Here is a 15,110-nt window from a genome sequence, read left to right as displayed (position 1 = left end):
TCGCCACGCACCAGCCCCCATGACCGATCGTTCCGACCCATCCATGGATCGCGATGTTCTTCTCGACCGCCTGGCGCGGGAGGCCTATCGGCTTGGACGCTTCACCCTGGCCTCGGGCCGCAGCAGCGACCATTACGTGAATTGCAAGCCGGTCGCCCTCAGCGGAACCGGCCTGGCCCTGCTGAGTCCGGCGATGCTCGCGCTCGTGGAGGCCGAGGCGGTGGCGGTGGGTGGTCTCACCCTTGGTGCTGACCCTCTCGTGAGCGGTGTGGCCATGGCAGCCGCGCACCAGGGCCGGGCACTCGATGCCCTGATCGTGCGCAAACAGGCCAAGGGCCATGGCACTGGCGCCTGGCTCGAGGGGCCCCTCCCCCAGCCAGGAGCCCGGGTCACAGTGCTGGAAGACGTCGTGACCACCGGTGGCTCATCGATCAAAGCGGTGCAGCAGCTCCGTGAAGCGGGGTACACCGTGAAGCGGGTGGTCACGATTGTGGACCGCGAGGAAGGGGGCAGCGCCGCCATGGCCGCGGCCGATCTCGAGCTGGTCAGCCTGTTCAAACTGAGTGACGTGGCAACCCGCGCGCAGGAGCTGTCGGCGTGACGGTGGACGGATCGAAACCCCAAGCCCTTCTCTGGGACGAGCACTTTGCTGTCGTCCGACTGGAAGGCTCGGGCTGCGCAGGATTCTTGAACGGCCAGACGAGCGCCAAGGTGGAAGGCGCACCCTCAGGGCCAATCATTCAAGCGTGCTGGCTCAATGCCACGGGCCGGTTGCAGGCCCTGCTGGAACTACGCCTCGACGACCAGGGCGCCGATGTGCTGGTGCTCAACGGTGACGCTGACCAGCTGGCCCAAGGCCTGGATCGGGTGATCTTCCCAGCAGACCGCGTCCGGCTTGGTGCACCGCGACAACAAAGGCGCCTGCAGCACTTGAGCAGCGACCAGGCACCAGGCGTGGAGACCGTGCTGTGGCTCGATGACGACGCCATCGTTCCTGCGCCATGGAATCAAACGCAAGCGTGCACAGCCGCCGATCTGGAGCGCTGGCGGCTTCAGCAGGGCTGGCCCCTCGGGGCCGAAGAGATCACGGGCGACACCAATCCCTTTGAACTGGGCCTGGCGGGGTGGGTGAACCTCGACAAGGGCTGTTACCTGGGCCAGGAGACCCTGGCCAAACTGGGCTCGCGCGGTGCGGTGAAGCAGCAGTTGCGATGCTGGCAATGCGCAGATCCAGGGGCCGCAGACCTCCAACCTGGCGATGCGCTGGCTCTGAACGGGGAACGGGCCGGACGCATCACCAGCGTTGCGGATCCCAACGGGACTGAACCTCGGCTTGGCTTAGCGCTGATCCGCCGCCAAGCGCTCGAGGCCACAACCCTGCAGAGCGAACCCACGGACTCCAGGCCCCATCCACTAACGGTGACTGTGAAGCGCCCAGGAGCCTTTCAAGATCCACCCAGCGGGCGTTAACCCTTTCCGAGCGTTTCGTCTTGCGCCAATAACCAGGCGGCCACCGCCCAGGTCGCCAGGCCGTCATCCCGGTTGTAAGCAAAAATCCAGCGCAACGCCTGCACGTGGCCCCGGCCTCCCGGCCCGGTGCCCCGCCACTGCCGCCACCACAGCAGTGCCCGGGCACCATCCACCCCCGTCTGTCCCCAGCGGAAGCCGAGCCAGTCCGCCACGGTTTTGAGCCCATAGCTGTTCAGCGGCAGACGCCAATGACGACGGAGTCGCTCATGCACGTCCACCAGCCGACGTCGCAACGCCGCCAGATCCGCATCCCCCACCCCCTGACGCTGGGCCATGCGGCGCAGGGCCAGGGATTCCGTTTCTCCGTAATGGAGCACGGGCCAATCGGGGTACTGCCGCAACATCCGTTGGAGACGGGTCCAACAAGCCCCCTCTCCATGCTCCTGCAGGGCCAGAAGAGGGTGATAGGTGGCGCGGGAGAGATCCCAGCGGCCCTCCAATCCTCTGGGCAAACGCACGAATCCATGCAGGAAATCGTCGCGGGCATCGGGATCGGATTCGATGTCGTACAACAACACCCCAGGTGCTTCAGCCAGTTCCGGCAGGGCCGGTGGTGCAGCCAGGAGCTCCGCACATCCATCGCGCTGGGCCCGTGCCTGCGCCACCAGAGGTGCCGCCACAGCACCGTGCTGTTCACCGAAGCGCTCGAGCTGCTGCGCCAGCCGCTCTGGATCGGCATCAGCCAGAGCGGCCAAGCCATCGATGCCGATCTCGATCAGCATGTCTCTGCGCTTGGCACCAATGCCGCTCACTTCGCTGAGATGGCCTTCACGGGCGGCGTCGGCGTTGCATACACCACGCCATGAGCACAACGTGCACTTGCGTCGGTCCGCCGCCAGAGCCGGCGGGTTGGGGCGCTTCAGATCCGCCGCCAGCTTGGTGAGCGACTCATCGAGTTGACGCTGAAGTGCACCGCCGAGCGGCACTGTTTCGCGCTCGAGGCGCCGACCGGATCCAGCCAAAGCCAGGCCGTCGCGAACAGGGGCTTGCTGGAGCTGTTCGAGCAGGCGCCCGGCCAGGGCCAGCTGCAGCCTGTGTTCACGCGTCAGCCGTCGCCCCTGCCGGGCCAGCACAGGCCGGTAAACAAAGTCACCCCAACGACTGGAGCCCGCGCGACGCTGGAGAAGCGCAGGGTGAGCCTCCACCGCCAGCCCCTCGCGGGTGGTGGAGCGCAGCCGCAAGCCCACCACACCCTCCTCTCCCTGTTCGCAGGCCTGCAGTCCATGGCCAGGCTTCCTGGCCAGGAGCGCCACAAAACTGCGCTGCTGATCATCAAGCTGAAGCGTCCGATGGGCCGTGTAAAGCCTCAGCTGGTCGTTTCCATGGCGATCCAGCCAGGCCCGTCGGCGGCAGCGCGTCCAGCTGCGCAGCAGACGATCCGTGAGCGGCTTGTCAGCAGAGCGGGTGTCACCCATGGGCCGACGTTACGGCGGCCAGCTGCTAGATCCAGTGCATTGCAGGCTTCCTATGGCGTCGGCTCCTCTTCCCCTATCGGCAGCACCCATCCGTTTTGGAACCGATGGGTGGCGCGGAATTCTTGGGGTGGACATCACCGTAGAACGACTGCTTCCGGTGGCGGCTGCAGCAGCTCAGGAACTGGCTTACCAAGCGCCTGAAGGTCTCAAGAGCCGCACGGTGGTGATCGGTTACGACCGACGCTTTCTGGCCCCTGAGCTAGCCGAAGCGATCGCCGCGGCGGTGCGCGGGGCTGGGTTGGATCCATGGCTCACCAGCACGCCGGTGCCCACGCCCGCCTGCAGCTGGGCTGTGGTGCAGCGCCAGGCCCTCGGCGCCCTCGTGATCACCGCCAGTCACAACCCACCGGAGTGGTTGGGTTTGAAGATCAAAGGGCCCTTTGGCGGCTCCGTGGAGGGTGACTTCACGGCTGCGGTGGAACAACGACTGGCTGCCGGCGGACTCTCCATTCCTGTCGCTGGCGACCTTCCCCGGTTTGATGCGCGGGGCGAGCATCTCCAGGGCCTGCGCAACAAGCTCAATCTGAGCGCCATCACCCAGGGGCTGAGATCCATGGGCCTGAAGGTGATCGTGGATCCGATGCACGGTTCCGCCGCCGGCTGTGTGCAAGACCTCCTGGGTCCTGAGGCGGAAGGGATCGTCACCGAAATCCGCAGCAGCCGTGATCCCCTCTTCGGGGGATGCCCGCCGGAACCCCTGGCCCCCCATCTCGAGCAACTGATCGCCGCGGTACAGACCTCCACGCAAGCGGGACAGCCGGCCGTCGGGCTGGTGTTCGATGGCGATGGCGACAGGATCGCAGCGGTTGATGAGACCGGTTGTTTCTGCAGTACTCAGCAGTTAATGCCTCTGCTGATCGACCATCTAGCAGGGTCGAGAGCGCTGCCGGGCACGGTCGTGAAGACCGTGAGTGGCTCTGATCTGATGCGCCTCGTTGCCGAGGATCTTGGTCGAACCGTGCTTGAACTGCCCGTGGGCTTCAAGTACATCGCCGCTGAGATGCTGAGCGGAGAGGTCTTGATCGGCGGCGAGGAATCCGGCGGCGTGGGCTTCGGCATGCACCTGCCAGAGCGGGACGCCCTGTTCGCTGCGATGTTGGTGCTCGAGGCTCTTGTGGATGGCGGCAAGCCTCTGGGCAAACGGCTCGAAGCCTTGCGCAATCGCTGCGGGGGGGCCTGCCATTACGACCGCCTCGACCTGCGCCTGCCCGACATGGATGCGCGCCGCCGCCTCGAGGCCCTGCTCGGGGAGCAGCCACCGCAGACCGTGGCCGGTGTGGCCGTTCAAGAGGTGATCACCACCGATGGGGTGAAGCTGCGACTCGGTCCAAGCCATTGGCTGATGCTGCGGTTCTCAGGAACCGAACCGCTGTTGCGCCTCTACTGCGAGGCGCCGGATGCTGAGCGGGTGGCTGAGGTGCTCGCCTGGGCCCGCAGCTTCGCGGAGGCCGCATGAGCCCGTCCCTGCGCACCCTGGTGATCGCCAGTGGCAATCTCGGCAAGATTCGTGAGTTCGAACACCTACTGACCGGTCTTCCTCTGCAGATCACAGCCCAGCCGGACGGTCTGGACGTGGAGGAAACGGGGCAGACCTTCGCTGCCAATGCCCGTTTGAAAGCCGTGGCCGTCGCTGACGCCACCGCGTCCTGGGCTCTTGCCGACGACTCAGGCCTGAGCGTTGATGCTCTCAACGGAGCCCCGGGGGTGCAGTCCGCCCGCTATGCCCCAACCGACCCGGAACGGATCAGCCGACTGCTCGAGGCCCTGAAGGATCGCGACGACCGCAGTGCCCATTTCAGCGCGGCCTTGTGTCTGGCCGCTCCTGGTGGTCGCGTGTTGCTGGAAGTGGAGGGTCGCTGCGCTGGCCAGATCACGCGCAGCCCCCGAGGCGAGGGTGGTTTCGGCTACGACCCGATCTTCGAAGTGGATGGCACCGCACGCACCTTCGCCGAGATGACCACGCCAGAAAAGAAAGCGCAGGGTCATCGGGGGCGGGCCTTTGCCCTGCTGGAACCCAAGCTCCGGCAACTGCTCATGGAGGCCTGAGACCACCGTGGTGACCTATGTCACGAAGTCCTGACAGACGACTCCTGTACCGTGAACGCTGTCGCTGACGAGGTCTATGGCCATTGCCATGACCACGGGTTACAGCGCGCAGACCGAAGGCGCTCTCCTCTGCATTGAAGCCGCCTCGGACTGGGCCCTGACTTGTGTGGATCAACTTCCTGTATCTGACAGCCACGTGCTGATCGATTACGGAGCAGCCGATGGAGGGACAGCCGTAGGGCTCTGGAGCCAGATCCTCGATCGCCTGCATGCCAAGCAGCCGCAGGCTCACCTCACGTTGATCGGCAACGATCTGCCAAGCAACGACAACGTGGCCCTGGCCGAAAATCTGGCGCTGCAGATTCCCAGGGACCCCAAGCCCACCGTTCTGGTGAGTGCCCGGAGTTTTTACGAGCCCTCCGTCGGCCCCAACACCATTAGTTTCGGCTTCTCCGCAACAGCCATGCACTGGCTGAGCGAGTCACCCGGACCGCTCAATACCCATACCCACGTGTTGGCCTCGGGAGACGCCGATGCGCTGCAGCGCTTCACGGCCCAGGCCCTCAAGGACTGGACCTATGTGCTGGAACTGCGCAGCCGCGAGCTGATCGTGGGTGGCCGGCTGCTGACCGTGAACCTGTCACGGGACCATGAAGGCCGCTATCTCGGACACAACGGCGGCGAGACACGCAATGTGCACGACCAGTTGCATCAGATCTGGCGTGAATTGGCCGACGAAGGGGTGATCAGTGAGGAGCAGTACCGCAACGGCACGGTGCTGAACTTCTACAAGTCCCCCGATGAATTCATGGCGCCGCTGAAGGACGAATCATCAGCGCCTTACCGCAACGGCCTGCGTCTGGTGGATGAACGCACGGTGTACGTGAAGTGCCCATACCGCAGGCGCTGGAACGAGGATGGCGATACGGCCACCTTTGCGGCAGGCCTGATGGCCACAATCCGCAGCTGGAGTCGCCATAGCTTCGCCAGTGCCGCCGGTGACAAGGCCGCTGACCTCGTTTATGAGCGCCTCCAGCAACGCATTGCCGATGCACCGAGCGAGTGGAGCCTCGATTACGTCGAACACCACCAAATGATGGAGAAAGTGGCCTGATGACAACGATCACCCGTCCCAAGCCGACCGTGTCGGTGCTGGCTGAGCACGTCTCAGATCATCTCTCGGTGTTTGTCGTCGCGGAGAACACCGACTCCGCCCGCCCCGCCAATGGCGGTCTGCGATTGCTCAACTATCCAAGCGACGCAGCGTGCATCGCCGACGGAGAACGCCTGGCAGGGCTGATGACGCACAAGCATGACCTCTATGGAACGGGGTTCGCCGGAGGCAAGATCGTGGCGCGCGCTGCTGAACCAGCGGCGGTGAAGGACGAGCTGATCCAGGTCACGGCTGGCCTGCTCGAATCCCTCGATGGCACCATGATCACCGGCTGTGATCTGAACACCAGCCTGGAAGACATGGAGCGCCTGACGGCGCTTACCCCCCATGTGCTGGCTGCTGTCGGAAGCCCAGTGGATGCCAGTGCCGCTACGGCCCACGGCACGTTGGGCGCCGTTGAAGCTGTCCTCGAAGCCGAACTCAGTCAGGCCACACCTGGCCGTGCTCTTGTGCATGGCTGCGGCGCCGTGGGAGGCACTGTGGCTCGCGTGCTGGTCGAGCACGGTTGGACCGTATTCACGGCCGATCTCGACCGATCACGCGCGAGTTTTCCTGGAGCCACCCCCCTGCCCAGCGACTGTCCTTGGTGGGAGATCAAGGTGGATCTCCTGATCCCCTGCTCCATTTCCGGGCTGATCAATGCGGAGATGGCCTCCGCATTGAAGATTGCTGCGGTGGTACCAGCGGCCAATGCCCCCTTCCAGCAGCCCCAACTTGCTGACGATCTACGCCGCCGCAACATCCGCGTGCTGCCCGACCCACTGGTGAATGCCGGTGCCGTGATTGCCGATTCGATCGAACGCTTTTCACCGGATGCCTGGGAAGGTGCTGGTGCCAACGATGTATACGCCTTCGTTCGCCAGGAAGTGCGTCAACGCGCAACCAACTATCTCAATCAGCGTGACCAGGGGCTGTCGGTGGGTGATGCTCTGGTGGAAGTGGCCGCAGAACGGGAGCATGATCCCATCGGCCTCAGTTTCGGAGACGCTGCATGAGCCAATCACCAATGCCTGTCAAGGCCGAGGTCGTGATCGTCGGTGGCGGCATGGCTGGCCTGAGCTGTGCAGCAGCTCTCGGCCGACGGGGAGTGCGTGATGTCGTGCTGTTGGAAGCGAAGACGCTGGCCCATGCACGGGCCAGCAGCTTCGGTGAAACCCGGATGTTCCGGGAGATGTATTCCGACCCGGTGCTCTGCCGACTGGCCCAGGAGGCCAATCGCCTCTGGCGGCAGGAAGAGCAGCACGCCGGAGAGCCCCTGAGGGAAACCCACGGGTTGTTGTTCTACGGCGAAAGTTGGGACGAAGAAACCATCGAAGGGTCCATTCCCGGTGCCCGGCGGGTGATGGATGAACAGAACATTCCCTACGAGGCTCTGAGCGCAAAGGAGATCGCCGAACGTTTTCCCCTCAAACCCAAGGCCGACTTCACAGGTTTATTCGAACCCACCGCAGGAGCAGTCCGCAGTGACAAGGTGATCGCCCACTGGCGGCGCACGGCGGAACTGGCGGGTCATCGCCTTCTGGAGGGCACTCCAGTGAAAGGAATTGATGCCGACGGCGGCGGCGTGACCCTGGCTGACGGTCATCACATCGCTGCCGATCAGGTGGTGGTGGCTTGCGGCATCTGGAGCGATCTGTTGCTGGCCCCGCTGGGTCTGTCTCCAAAGCTCGAGATCTGGCCGATGTTGTGGGCGCATTACACCGTTGACCCCGCCTTGGCAGATCGCTATCCGCAATGGTTCTGCTTCCAACGGGAACGCGGCGACGATGGCGGCCTGTACTACGGATTCCCTGTCCTCAGCCACACGGCGGATGGACGGCCGCGCATCAAGGCCGGTATCGACTGGGCTCCCAAGGAGCTGCGGGTTGCTGAACCGAATGCCATGTGCAGTGAAGCCCCGGCGCGACTGCTCGAACTTCTCGACACCTTCCTGTTCAACGAACTCAACGGAGTGCAGGAGCGGGTGGAGACGGTGATGAGCCCCTACTCCATGACGAGCGATGTGAACTTCGTTCTCGATCGCCTCACGCCAAAGCTCAGCCTGTTTGCAGGAGGCTCGGGCCAGGCGTTCAAATTCGCTCCTCTCGTTGGCGATTCCCTCGCCCGACTGGCCTGCGGAGAGTCACCGGCCGTGGATCTCTCCTGCTGGAGTCATCAACGTGAGGCCGTGCGCGCCTGAAGCGCGACCCGTCAGTTCTTCGTTAAGGCGTTTTCGTGAGCGATCCAACCAACCTCGGCGACGGTCCTGTTTCGGCAGGGCCCTGGTGGCGTCGTCCTCCCCTCTGGATCGGCGCAGGTCCTCTGCTGGCCTTCCTGGTGCTGGCGGCCGTTGACCTCACACTCGCCCAGCAATTCACCAGCTCCGGCAAAGCCATCGTCAGTGGATCCCTGGGCGGCTTGTGGCAGTGGATGGTGCTGTTGCTGTTCGTAATTGCCGTGGTGATGGCGATCAGTCCCGTGGGACGCCTGCGCTTGGGAGGCGTCGATGCCAAGCCAAGCCTGAAATTCTTTGACTGGTGCGCCGTGCTGATCTGCACGCTGCTGGCGGGTGGCGGTGTGTTCTGGTCAGCGGCCGAACCCCTGTTCCACTTCCGCACGCCCGCGCCCTATTTCAGCGTTGTCAAAGGCTCCACAGCGGCAGCTGTCGATCCCTCGTTGGCCGTGAGCTTCCTGCACTGGGGATTCCTGGCTTGGGCACTGGTGGCCACCACGGTCACAATCACCCTGTCGATCCAGGAGCAGCGCGGAGAACCCCTGCGGCCTCGCACTCTTCTGGTGGGACTGCTTCCCCATCGATGGGTCGAAGGCCCGCTTGGGGACTTGGCCGACGGACTGTCTGTGGTGGCAGCCATTGCTGGCACGGTGGGCCCCCTCGGCTTCCTGTCACTGCAGCTGAGCAACGCCGCCGGCATGCTGCCTGGCCTCAGCGACAGCGCAGGCCTGCAGTCGTTGGTGGTGGTCCTGCTCACCGCCGTGTTCGCCACGTCCACGGTGAGCGGCATTCAACGGGGCATCAAATGGCTGTCGGAAGTGAACGTTTGGCTGACGCTTGGCCTCGCCGCGGCCTTGCTTCTGCTGGGGCCCGGTGTTTGGCTGATTCAACACTTCGCCAGTTCCTTCACGCTCTACGTGAGCAACTTGGTGCCGATGGCCCTGGCTCCCAACCGTGGGCCCGATCACTGGGTCAATGCCTGGACGGTGTTCTACTGGGGCTGGTTTCTTGGATACGCCCCCTTGATGGGGCTGTTCACCGCAGGGGTGAGCCGGGGCCGAACCCTGCGCGAACTGGTGCTCGCCGTGGCGATCCTCTGCCCAATCGTCACCAATCTTTGGTTCACCCTGCTGGGGGGCACTGGCATGCAACTGGAGCTGAGCAATCCAGGAGCCATCAGTGGCCCTCTGGCTGCCAGTGGCGAAGCAGGCGCTCTGCTCGCCATCCTTGGCCAGCTCCCACTCCCCTGGCTGCTGATTCCTGTTGGTCTGATTCTGGTGGTGCTGTTCATGGCCACCAGCGCCGACTCGATGAGCTACGCGGCTGCCATGGTGGTGAGTGCCCAGCGCAAGCCACCCGCCCTTCTGCGTCTGTTCTGGGCCCTGATGATTGGCAGCCTCACCCTGGTGTTGCTGCGCATCGGAACCAGCCTGGGAGACAGCACATCGATCAATGCTCTGCAGGCCTTCATTGTGATTTCAGCCGTTCCGGTCACCCCCCTGGTGCTGATCACTCTCTGGACGGCACCGCGTCTGGCCTGGAAGGAATGGCAGCAGCGTCAACAGGCTCCGGGTTCAAGCTGATCCAGCCCGCCATCGCGACCCCGAACAGGGCGAGTGCGCCATAGATCACCAGCACCAGCGAGAGATCACCGCTTGGCGAAGCCTGCAGGATCAAGCCTGACACCACGGTCATCACTCCGCCCATCAGGGTTCCGCAGGTATTGACGATCGAAACGGTCATCGCCGTCTGTCCGGCAGGAGCCGAGGCCTCCGCAATCGGGAAGGCCAAAACGGCCGAACCCATGCCGATGCCGAAGGTGAGCGCCGGCAGCTGCAACAGCGGTTGGGGAATCCAGGATGCCAGCAGAAGAAGCAGGGACAACAGCGTGAGGAGGGTTCCCAGCAGCAGCACACGGCCCCGTCGCTGGGGCCGACCACCCAGCGCCCCACTGCCGACCATGCCCACCATCAAACCGATGGACATGGTGAGGGTGAGTCCTTCCATCAAGGGGCTGGACCATCCCTTCAGGGTGGAGAGAAGGCCGTACTGGGCCATCCCGAACACAAATCCCAGCCCCCAGGCATACAGCAGGCAGCACTGAATCAGTCGCAGCACGCCCCCCCGGCTCCAGCGCGGCACGTTCACCACAGACGCGCTGATCGGCAGCGATTCCACCCGGGCCCGCCCGTTGCTGCACACACCCAGGAGCAACACCGGCAAGGCCACCACCAGCAGCAGCGAAAGGCCCTGGAGCAGCACCAAACCCCGCCAGGCTGAGCGACCCAGAAGCAGGGGAACCAGCGCAGCGAGCGCAGCCCCCAAACCCACCAGAGCATCGGTGCATCCCATCGCCAACGCAAAGCGATGGGTCGGCAGGGTGCGCCGCGCCAGAACCGCCGAAGCCGGGAATGCAACGGCACACGCCATCCCCGTGCCGATCCGGGAGAGCAACAACCCCATGAGGGTTTCACTGCGGGCAAACACCACGCTGCAACTCGCAGCGACCAACGCAGCCAGAAGCAGCCAGAGCTCAACCCGGCCGCGATCGATCAGTCGCCCCACGGGAACCTGCACAAGCCCGTAGGGCACCAGGAAGCTGCCTGCAATCAGGGCCAGACCCGCTGGCCGAACAAGCAAATCCGTACCGAGCGCCCTTTCGTAGTACTGAAAGCCGGTCTCCACCCAGACCAGCCAGAGAACAAAGAGAAGGCTGAACAGCCAAAGCAGGCGATCACGCACAGCAAGCGTGCAACAACGAGCTCAGTGTGAAGGGATCATCGGGTTGTGCTTGGCGGCTTAAGACAGGCAGTAATCCAGGGTGAGGCTCAGACTCCCGGTGGGAAGCGGAGCCTCCCCGGGTCTGAAGCGGGGAGCGGCCGTTGCCGCCATCGCCCGTTCCCGGGTTACAGGCTGGCTGCGCTGATCAATGCGCAGCAGCTTCACCTGGGACAGGCCCAAGGCTGAAGCCGTGCTCGTCGCCTGCGACTGACCACGCGCCAAGGCCCGCCTGAGCAAGCGCTCCTCCAGCTCCATCTGACTCTGCGCTGAGGCCAGGGAGGTCATGCCTTGGAGGCGAACCCCGGGCAAGCGGCCGGCCCGCTGAATCAGCGTGTCGTACGTGCTGCGACTAAGCGTGCCTTGGATGGTTGTGGACGCCCGGTAGCGATCTCGAGACTCGGATCGACTGATGGGGAATGTGCTCGGCGCCGGCACTTCCAGCTTTCCTTGCACCAAGGGCCTGAGCTCCGTGCGCACACGGGCGAGACGACCATTGAGCTGCTCAAGGGCAGCAGCGGCATTGGACGCTTCAGCTTCTAGACGCAGCGTGAAACGAAAACGGTCGGTGCGCGTGTGGCCTTGCTCCTGCACTGTGAGCTGCAGCACGGTACCGCTGCAGCGAGGTCCCTGAACCTGCGCCCGCAGCGGCGCTGAAAGTGCAGGAAACCCCACGACCGCCATCGGAACGGCGAAGAGACGAACCGCGGATGTCCAAATGCGCATGGCGGACGGCGACGACACAACCTGGAGGCAGTCTCAATCCCACAGGCGATGCGCGGGTGACTGAACGGTGACGCGTCAGCCGCCAGTTCTCTCAGAATCCATCCGATCCGCGGGCCTCAACCCAGCTGCCATGCAGCCCGTGGGGAATCGCCAGAGGCAGCTCAATCACGGCCACCTCCTTGAGATCAGCTGCATCAAGAATCACCAGGTCGGAGCCTTCCCGAGCCCCATTCCAGACCAGTTCCAGGATCCAGCCATCATCCTCAGCGCTGGCACCGGGGCGGGGAACCATCAGCGGTTCGCTGACGAAACCATGGGGTGCGGCACTCCAGATCTGGCGATCCCCAGTGCTGAGATCCAGCTTCTTGATCACCTGCAGGGGGTCATTGCCCTGCTCCCGAGCCGCGGCGGCCATCCAGGCATAGCGGCACGAGAGGCCTTCCTTGTCAGGATTCACCATGGCGAATTCGCAGCAACGTTCGCTCAGGCGCGTGGTCTTCACCTCACCACTCTCCAGTTTGATGCGGCATTGCTCCAGCAAGCCTTCTGGAATCAGATCGAAGTCCACCGCGGTGAAATCCATCTCCGGACCGACTGAGGGGAAGTCGCTGTAATAGATGCTTTCCACCACCACATCACCCTCCTCTTCCCAAGCGTTGAGGTGATGGAACACAAAACCATCCGGGGCATCAACGATGCGTGGCGGCTGCCCGGCGAAGGCACCACTGTCTCGGGGAATCAACCAGAACTTGGCCTGACCATCGGGCTTCGACTGCAGGCACTGCGCAGCCCCTTTCTGGCCGAGGACAAACGGCAGAGGATTAAAGGCGATGGCGTTCTGAAGAAACACCGCCCAATTGGGTGTGATCGCAAAATCGTGGAGAAAAGCAAAACCGTTGAAACTGTCTTTGCGCTCACAGAGAAGATCGCCGGCCTTGATGCCTGCAGCAGCATCGGTTTCAGTGGCGAACTCCATCAAGCGAATGGTGCTGCGCGGGCCGGTTTTGACTCCGAAGGTGACCATGCGCGGACGATCGTGATGGCCGGGATCGAAGCGCGGGTGCGCACTGAAGGCCTCACCTTTCTTGAGCACGCCGCCTAGAAGGCTGATGCCATGGGTTTCCAATGTGCGGGGATCCAGCGCATGCGGTTCCGCCGCTTCCCAGAGCGCCAGCAACTGATCACCCAACTGCACCACCCCGGTGTTGGCGATGTTCTTCAGGCGCAGATCAAAGGCATTCGCCAAGCGCCCACCGGGCTTCTGGCTGCCGAACACACCGCGATACAGCACCTTTCCCGCCGCTTCCTCTTCCTGCCAACCGGCGGTTCGCACAAAGCGATTGCTGAGGGCCAGCCCACCCTCTTCGAAACGCAGGGCCGTGATCATCCCATCGCCATCAAAGGGGTGATGCACGCGCTGGCCATTGCGCTCGAGCCGACCGGGACCGTTGCGGTACAGGGTTCCCAGCAGGTCGGAAGGGATGGTGCCGCGCGCCGGGGTCAGGGGCACATCGGTGAGCTCCTGCTCCACATTGCGAAAGGCACTGGCCCATTCCGAGCGCGCAAAGCGGTCAACAGCGGGAGCAACAGTCACAGACGACGGAGCAATGCCCCTCCATCCTCTCGTAACGGACTGTGAAGCGCGCGCCTTAGTTCATGCCCGCCTGCTCAAGCACCCCCTTGCTGCTTGGCACCGCATCGGCCCGGCGTGGGTCGATTTCCGTGGCTTGGCGCAATGCCCGAGCAAAGGCCTTGAAACAAGCCTCCACGATGTGGTGGGAATTGGCACCGTCGAGCTGGCGAATGTGCAGGGTGAGCCCGCTGTTGTTCACCACCGCCACGAAGAACTCCTTCACCAGCTCGGTGTCGTAAGTGCCGATTTTCTGGCTGGGAATGCTGAGGCTGTAACTCAGATGCGGCCGGCCGGAACAATCCAGGGCCACCTGCACCAGCGCTTCATCAAGCGGTGCGAGGAAGTGGCCAAAGCGATGAATGCCGCGACGGTCCCCGAGGGCCTGAGCCAGGGCCTGACCCACGGCGATGCCCACATCTTCATTGGTGTGGTGATCATCAATGTGCGTGTCCCCGCGCGCGCTGATCTCCAGATCGATCAGGCCATGGCTGCTGATCTGATGCAGCATGTGATCCAGAAAGGCCACACCGGTGCTGGCCTGACACTGGCCGCTGCCATCGAGGTTCAGGCGAACCTGCACATCGGTTTCTCCGGTGACCCGGTGGATTTCACCTGTCCGCATCATCAGCCTCAGGAACGAAGACGCCTGCGTTGATCATGCCGGCTCACATGCCGTTGATGCAGTAACCGGCGTCCACATAAAGCGTTTGCCCGGAGATGCCGCTGGAGAGCTCGCTGAGGAGGAACGCCGCGGTGTTGCCCACCTCGGTTTGCGTGACCGTGCGGCGCAGGGGAGCCTTCTCCTCCACGTTGTGGATCATGTCGAGAATGCCGCCGATGGCCGAGCTGGCCAGGGTGCGGATCGGACCGGCACTGATCGCATTCACGCGCACTTGCTTCTCAGGGCCGAGTTCGGCGGAGAGGTAGCGCACGGAGGCTTCGAGGGCCGCCTTGGCCACACCCATCACGTTGTAGTTGGGAATCGCCCGCTCAGCGCCGAGATAGGTGAGGGTGACGACTCCAGCCTTCTCGCTGAACAGGGGCTTGGCATGGCGGCAGAGCGGGGCCAAGGAGTAAGCGCTGATCTCAAGCGCCCGGGCGAAGCCTTCGGCTGTCGTGGCGCTGTAATCGCCCACGAGCTCCTCCTTCCCAGCGAAGGCCAGACAGTGCACCAGGCCGTCGAGCACCCCCCACTGGCTCTTTATCTCACTGAACACAGCCTCCATTTGGGCTGCGTCCTGCACGTTCAAGGGGAGGAACAGGGACGGCTCCAGGGGTGCAGTGAGTTCACGAACCTTTGCCTCGAAACGGCCCTTATCATCGGGGAGGTAGGTGATGCCCAGCTCAGCGCCTGCAGCTTTGAGCTGCTGGGCGATCCCCCAGGCGATCGATCGGTTGTTGGCAATGCCGGTAACGAGAATCTTCTTGCCCGTGAGATCGAGAAGCATCGGACCGGCTGACGTTGAACAGTGTGGGGATTCTCTCCCATCCCGCACCCCTGCCCTGCGATGGCTGTCGCAGTTGTCTCCAGCGATC

Annotated in this window: 14 protein-coding genes; 8 read left to right on the top strand and 6 right to left on the bottom strand. The window is 63.8% G+C overall.

Annotation, left to right across the window (positions count from 1 at the left end):
* The first annotated feature begins 19 nt into the window (after window positions 1–19).
* Both pyrE and SynBMKMC1_RS01790 read left to right on the top strand, forming a co-directional pair.
* Window positions 20–601, top strand: a complete 582-nt coding sequence (gene pyrE, locus SynBMKMC1_RS01795; protein WP_186472521.1) for an orotate phosphoribosyltransferase — start codon at window positions 20–22, stop codon at window positions 599–601.
* Window positions 598–1,470, top strand: coding sequence for a folate-binding protein YgfZ (locus tag SynBMKMC1_RS01790; protein WP_186472520.1), 873 nt, complete (start codon window positions 598–600; stop codon window positions 1,468–1,470). The genes pyrE and SynBMKMC1_RS01790 overlap by 4 nt, the downstream gene beginning before the upstream one ends.
* On the opposite strand, the gene SynBMKMC1_RS01785 is transcribed toward SynBMKMC1_RS01790, so the two are convergent.
* Window positions 1,467–2,945, bottom strand: coding sequence for a TM0106 family RecB-like putative nuclease (locus tag SynBMKMC1_RS01785; RefSeq protein ID WP_186472519.1), 1,479 nt, complete (start codon window positions 2,943–2,945; stop codon window positions 1,467–1,469). The two genes, SynBMKMC1_RS01790 and SynBMKMC1_RS01785, sit on opposite strands and share 4 nt — an antisense overlap.
* A gap of 52 nt (window positions 2,946–2,997) precedes the next feature.
* Between SynBMKMC1_RS01785 and SynBMKMC1_RS01780 the strand changes: the two genes are divergently transcribed.
* The 6 genes from SynBMKMC1_RS01780 (at window position 2,998) to SynBMKMC1_RS01755 (ending at window position 10,020) form a co-directional block, all read left to right on the top strand.
* Complete coding sequence (locus SynBMKMC1_RS01780) at window positions 2,998–4,461, top strand: phosphoglucomutase/phosphomannomutase family protein (protein WP_186472518.1); 1,464 nt, start codon at window positions 2,998–3,000, stop codon at window positions 4,459–4,461.
* Window positions 4,458–5,051, top strand: coding sequence for an RdgB/HAM1 family non-canonical purine NTP pyrophosphatase (rdgB, locus tag SynBMKMC1_RS01775; protein ID WP_011932206.1), 594 nt, complete (start codon window positions 4,458–4,460; stop codon window positions 5,049–5,051). The genes SynBMKMC1_RS01780 and rdgB overlap by 4 nt, the downstream gene beginning before the upstream one ends.
* Window positions 5,052–5,127: 76 nt before the next feature.
* Complete coding sequence (locus SynBMKMC1_RS01770) at window positions 5,128–6,165, top strand: SAM dependent carboxyl methyltransferase (RefSeq protein ID WP_011932205.1); 1,038 nt, start codon at window positions 5,128–5,130, stop codon at window positions 6,163–6,165.
* Complete coding sequence (locus SynBMKMC1_RS01765) at window positions 6,165–7,220, top strand: Glu/Leu/Phe/Val dehydrogenase dimerization domain-containing protein (protein WP_186472517.1); 1,056 nt, start codon at window positions 6,165–6,167, stop codon at window positions 7,218–7,220. Before SynBMKMC1_RS01770 ends, SynBMKMC1_RS01765 begins: the two co-directional genes overlap by 1 nt.
* Window positions 7,217–8,404 (top strand): FAD-dependent oxidoreductase, encoded by a 1,188-nt coding sequence (locus SynBMKMC1_RS01760; protein WP_186472516.1) that lies wholly within the window; start codon window positions 7,217–7,219, stop codon window positions 8,402–8,404. Before SynBMKMC1_RS01765 ends, SynBMKMC1_RS01760 begins: the two co-directional genes overlap by 4 nt.
* A gap of 35 nt (window positions 8,405–8,439) precedes the next feature.
* Window positions 8,440–10,020: a BCCT family transporter gene (locus SynBMKMC1_RS01755; RefSeq protein WP_186472515.1), complete on the top strand. Its 1,581-nt coding sequence runs from the start codon at window positions 8,440–8,442 to the stop codon at window positions 10,018–10,020.
* Here the strand turns inward: SynBMKMC1_RS01755 and SynBMKMC1_RS01750 are convergent.
* The 5 genes from SynBMKMC1_RS01750 to fabI all read right to left on the bottom strand — a co-directional run bounded on the left by SynBMKMC1_RS01750 (window position 9,947) and on the right by fabI (window position 15,022).
* Window positions 9,947–11,179 (bottom strand): MFS transporter, encoded by a 1,233-nt coding sequence (locus SynBMKMC1_RS01750; RefSeq protein ID WP_186472514.1) that lies wholly within the window; start codon window positions 11,177–11,179, stop codon window positions 9,947–9,949. The two genes, SynBMKMC1_RS01755 and SynBMKMC1_RS01750, sit on opposite strands and share 74 nt — an antisense overlap.
* Before the next feature lie 57 nt (window positions 11,180–11,236).
* Complete coding sequence (locus SynBMKMC1_RS01745) at window positions 11,237–11,941, bottom strand: SIMPL domain-containing protein (protein WP_186472513.1); 705 nt, start codon at window positions 11,939–11,941, stop codon at window positions 11,237–11,239.
* Window positions 11,942–12,032: 91 nt separating this feature from the next.
* Window positions 12,033–13,535 carry a carotenoid oxygenase family protein gene (locus SynBMKMC1_RS01740; protein ID WP_186472512.1) on the bottom strand — a complete coding sequence of 501 codons (1,503 nt, stop codon included), beginning with the start codon at window positions 13,533–13,535 and terminating at the stop codon, window positions 12,033–12,035.
* Window positions 13,536–13,590: 55 nt separating this feature from the next.
* Window positions 13,591–14,199: an imidazoleglycerol-phosphate dehydratase HisB gene (gene hisB, locus SynBMKMC1_RS01735; protein ID WP_186472511.1), complete on the bottom strand. Its 609-nt coding sequence runs from the start codon at window positions 14,197–14,199 to the stop codon at window positions 13,591–13,593.
* A gap of 40 nt (window positions 14,200–14,239) precedes the next feature.
* Window positions 14,240–15,022, bottom strand: a complete 783-nt coding sequence (gene fabI, locus SynBMKMC1_RS01730) for an enoyl-ACP reductase FabI (protein ID WP_011932197.1) — start codon at window positions 15,020–15,022, stop codon at window positions 14,240–14,242.
* Window positions 15,023–15,110 lie beyond the last annotated feature (88 nt).

It is taken from the genome of Synechococcus sp. BMK-MC-1 (assembly GCF_014279955.1).
GTDB lineage: Bacteria > Cyanobacteriota > Cyanobacteriia > PCC-6307 > Cyanobiaceae > Synechococcus_C.
This window is presented reverse-complemented; position numbering and strand designations above follow the sequence as displayed.

Excerpts from the sequence above, each read along its gene's own strand:
- pyrE (WP_186472521.1), top strand. The coding sequence starts at position 20 with ATGACCGATCGTTCCGACCCATCCATGGATCGCGATGTTCTTCTCGAC.
- SynBMKMC1_RS01785 (WP_186472519.1), bottom strand. The coding sequence starts at position 2,945 with ATGGGTGACACCCGCTCTGCTGACAAGCCGCTCACGGATCGTCTGCTG.
- SynBMKMC1_RS01780 (WP_186472518.1), top strand. The coding sequence starts at position 2,998 with ATGGCGTCGGCTCCTCTTCCCCTATCGGCAGCACCCATCCGTTTTGGA.
- rdgB (WP_011932206.1), top strand. The coding sequence starts at position 4,458 with ATGAGCCCGTCCCTGCGCACCCTGGTGATCGCCAGTGGCAATCTCGGC.
- SynBMKMC1_RS01770 (WP_011932205.1), top strand. The coding sequence starts at position 5,128 with ATGGCCATTGCCATGACCACGGGTTACAGCGCGCAGACCGAAGGCGCT.
- SynBMKMC1_RS01765 (WP_186472517.1), top strand. The coding sequence starts at position 6,165 with ATGACAACGATCACCCGTCCCAAGCCGACCGTGTCGGTGCTGGCTGAG.
- SynBMKMC1_RS01760 (WP_186472516.1), top strand. The coding sequence starts at position 7,217 with ATGAGCCAATCACCAATGCCTGTCAAGGCCGAGGTCGTGATCGTCGGT.
- SynBMKMC1_RS01745 (WP_186472513.1), bottom strand. The coding sequence starts at position 11,941 with ATGCGCATTTGGACATCCGCGGTTCGTCTCTTCGCCGTTCCGATGGCG.
- hisB (WP_186472511.1), bottom strand. The coding sequence starts at position 14,199 with ATGATGCGGACAGGTGAAATCCACCGGGTCACCGGAGAAACCGATGTG.
- fabI (WP_011932197.1), bottom strand. The coding sequence starts at position 15,022 with ATGCTTCTCGATCTCACGGGCAAGAAGATTCTCGTTACCGGCATTGCC.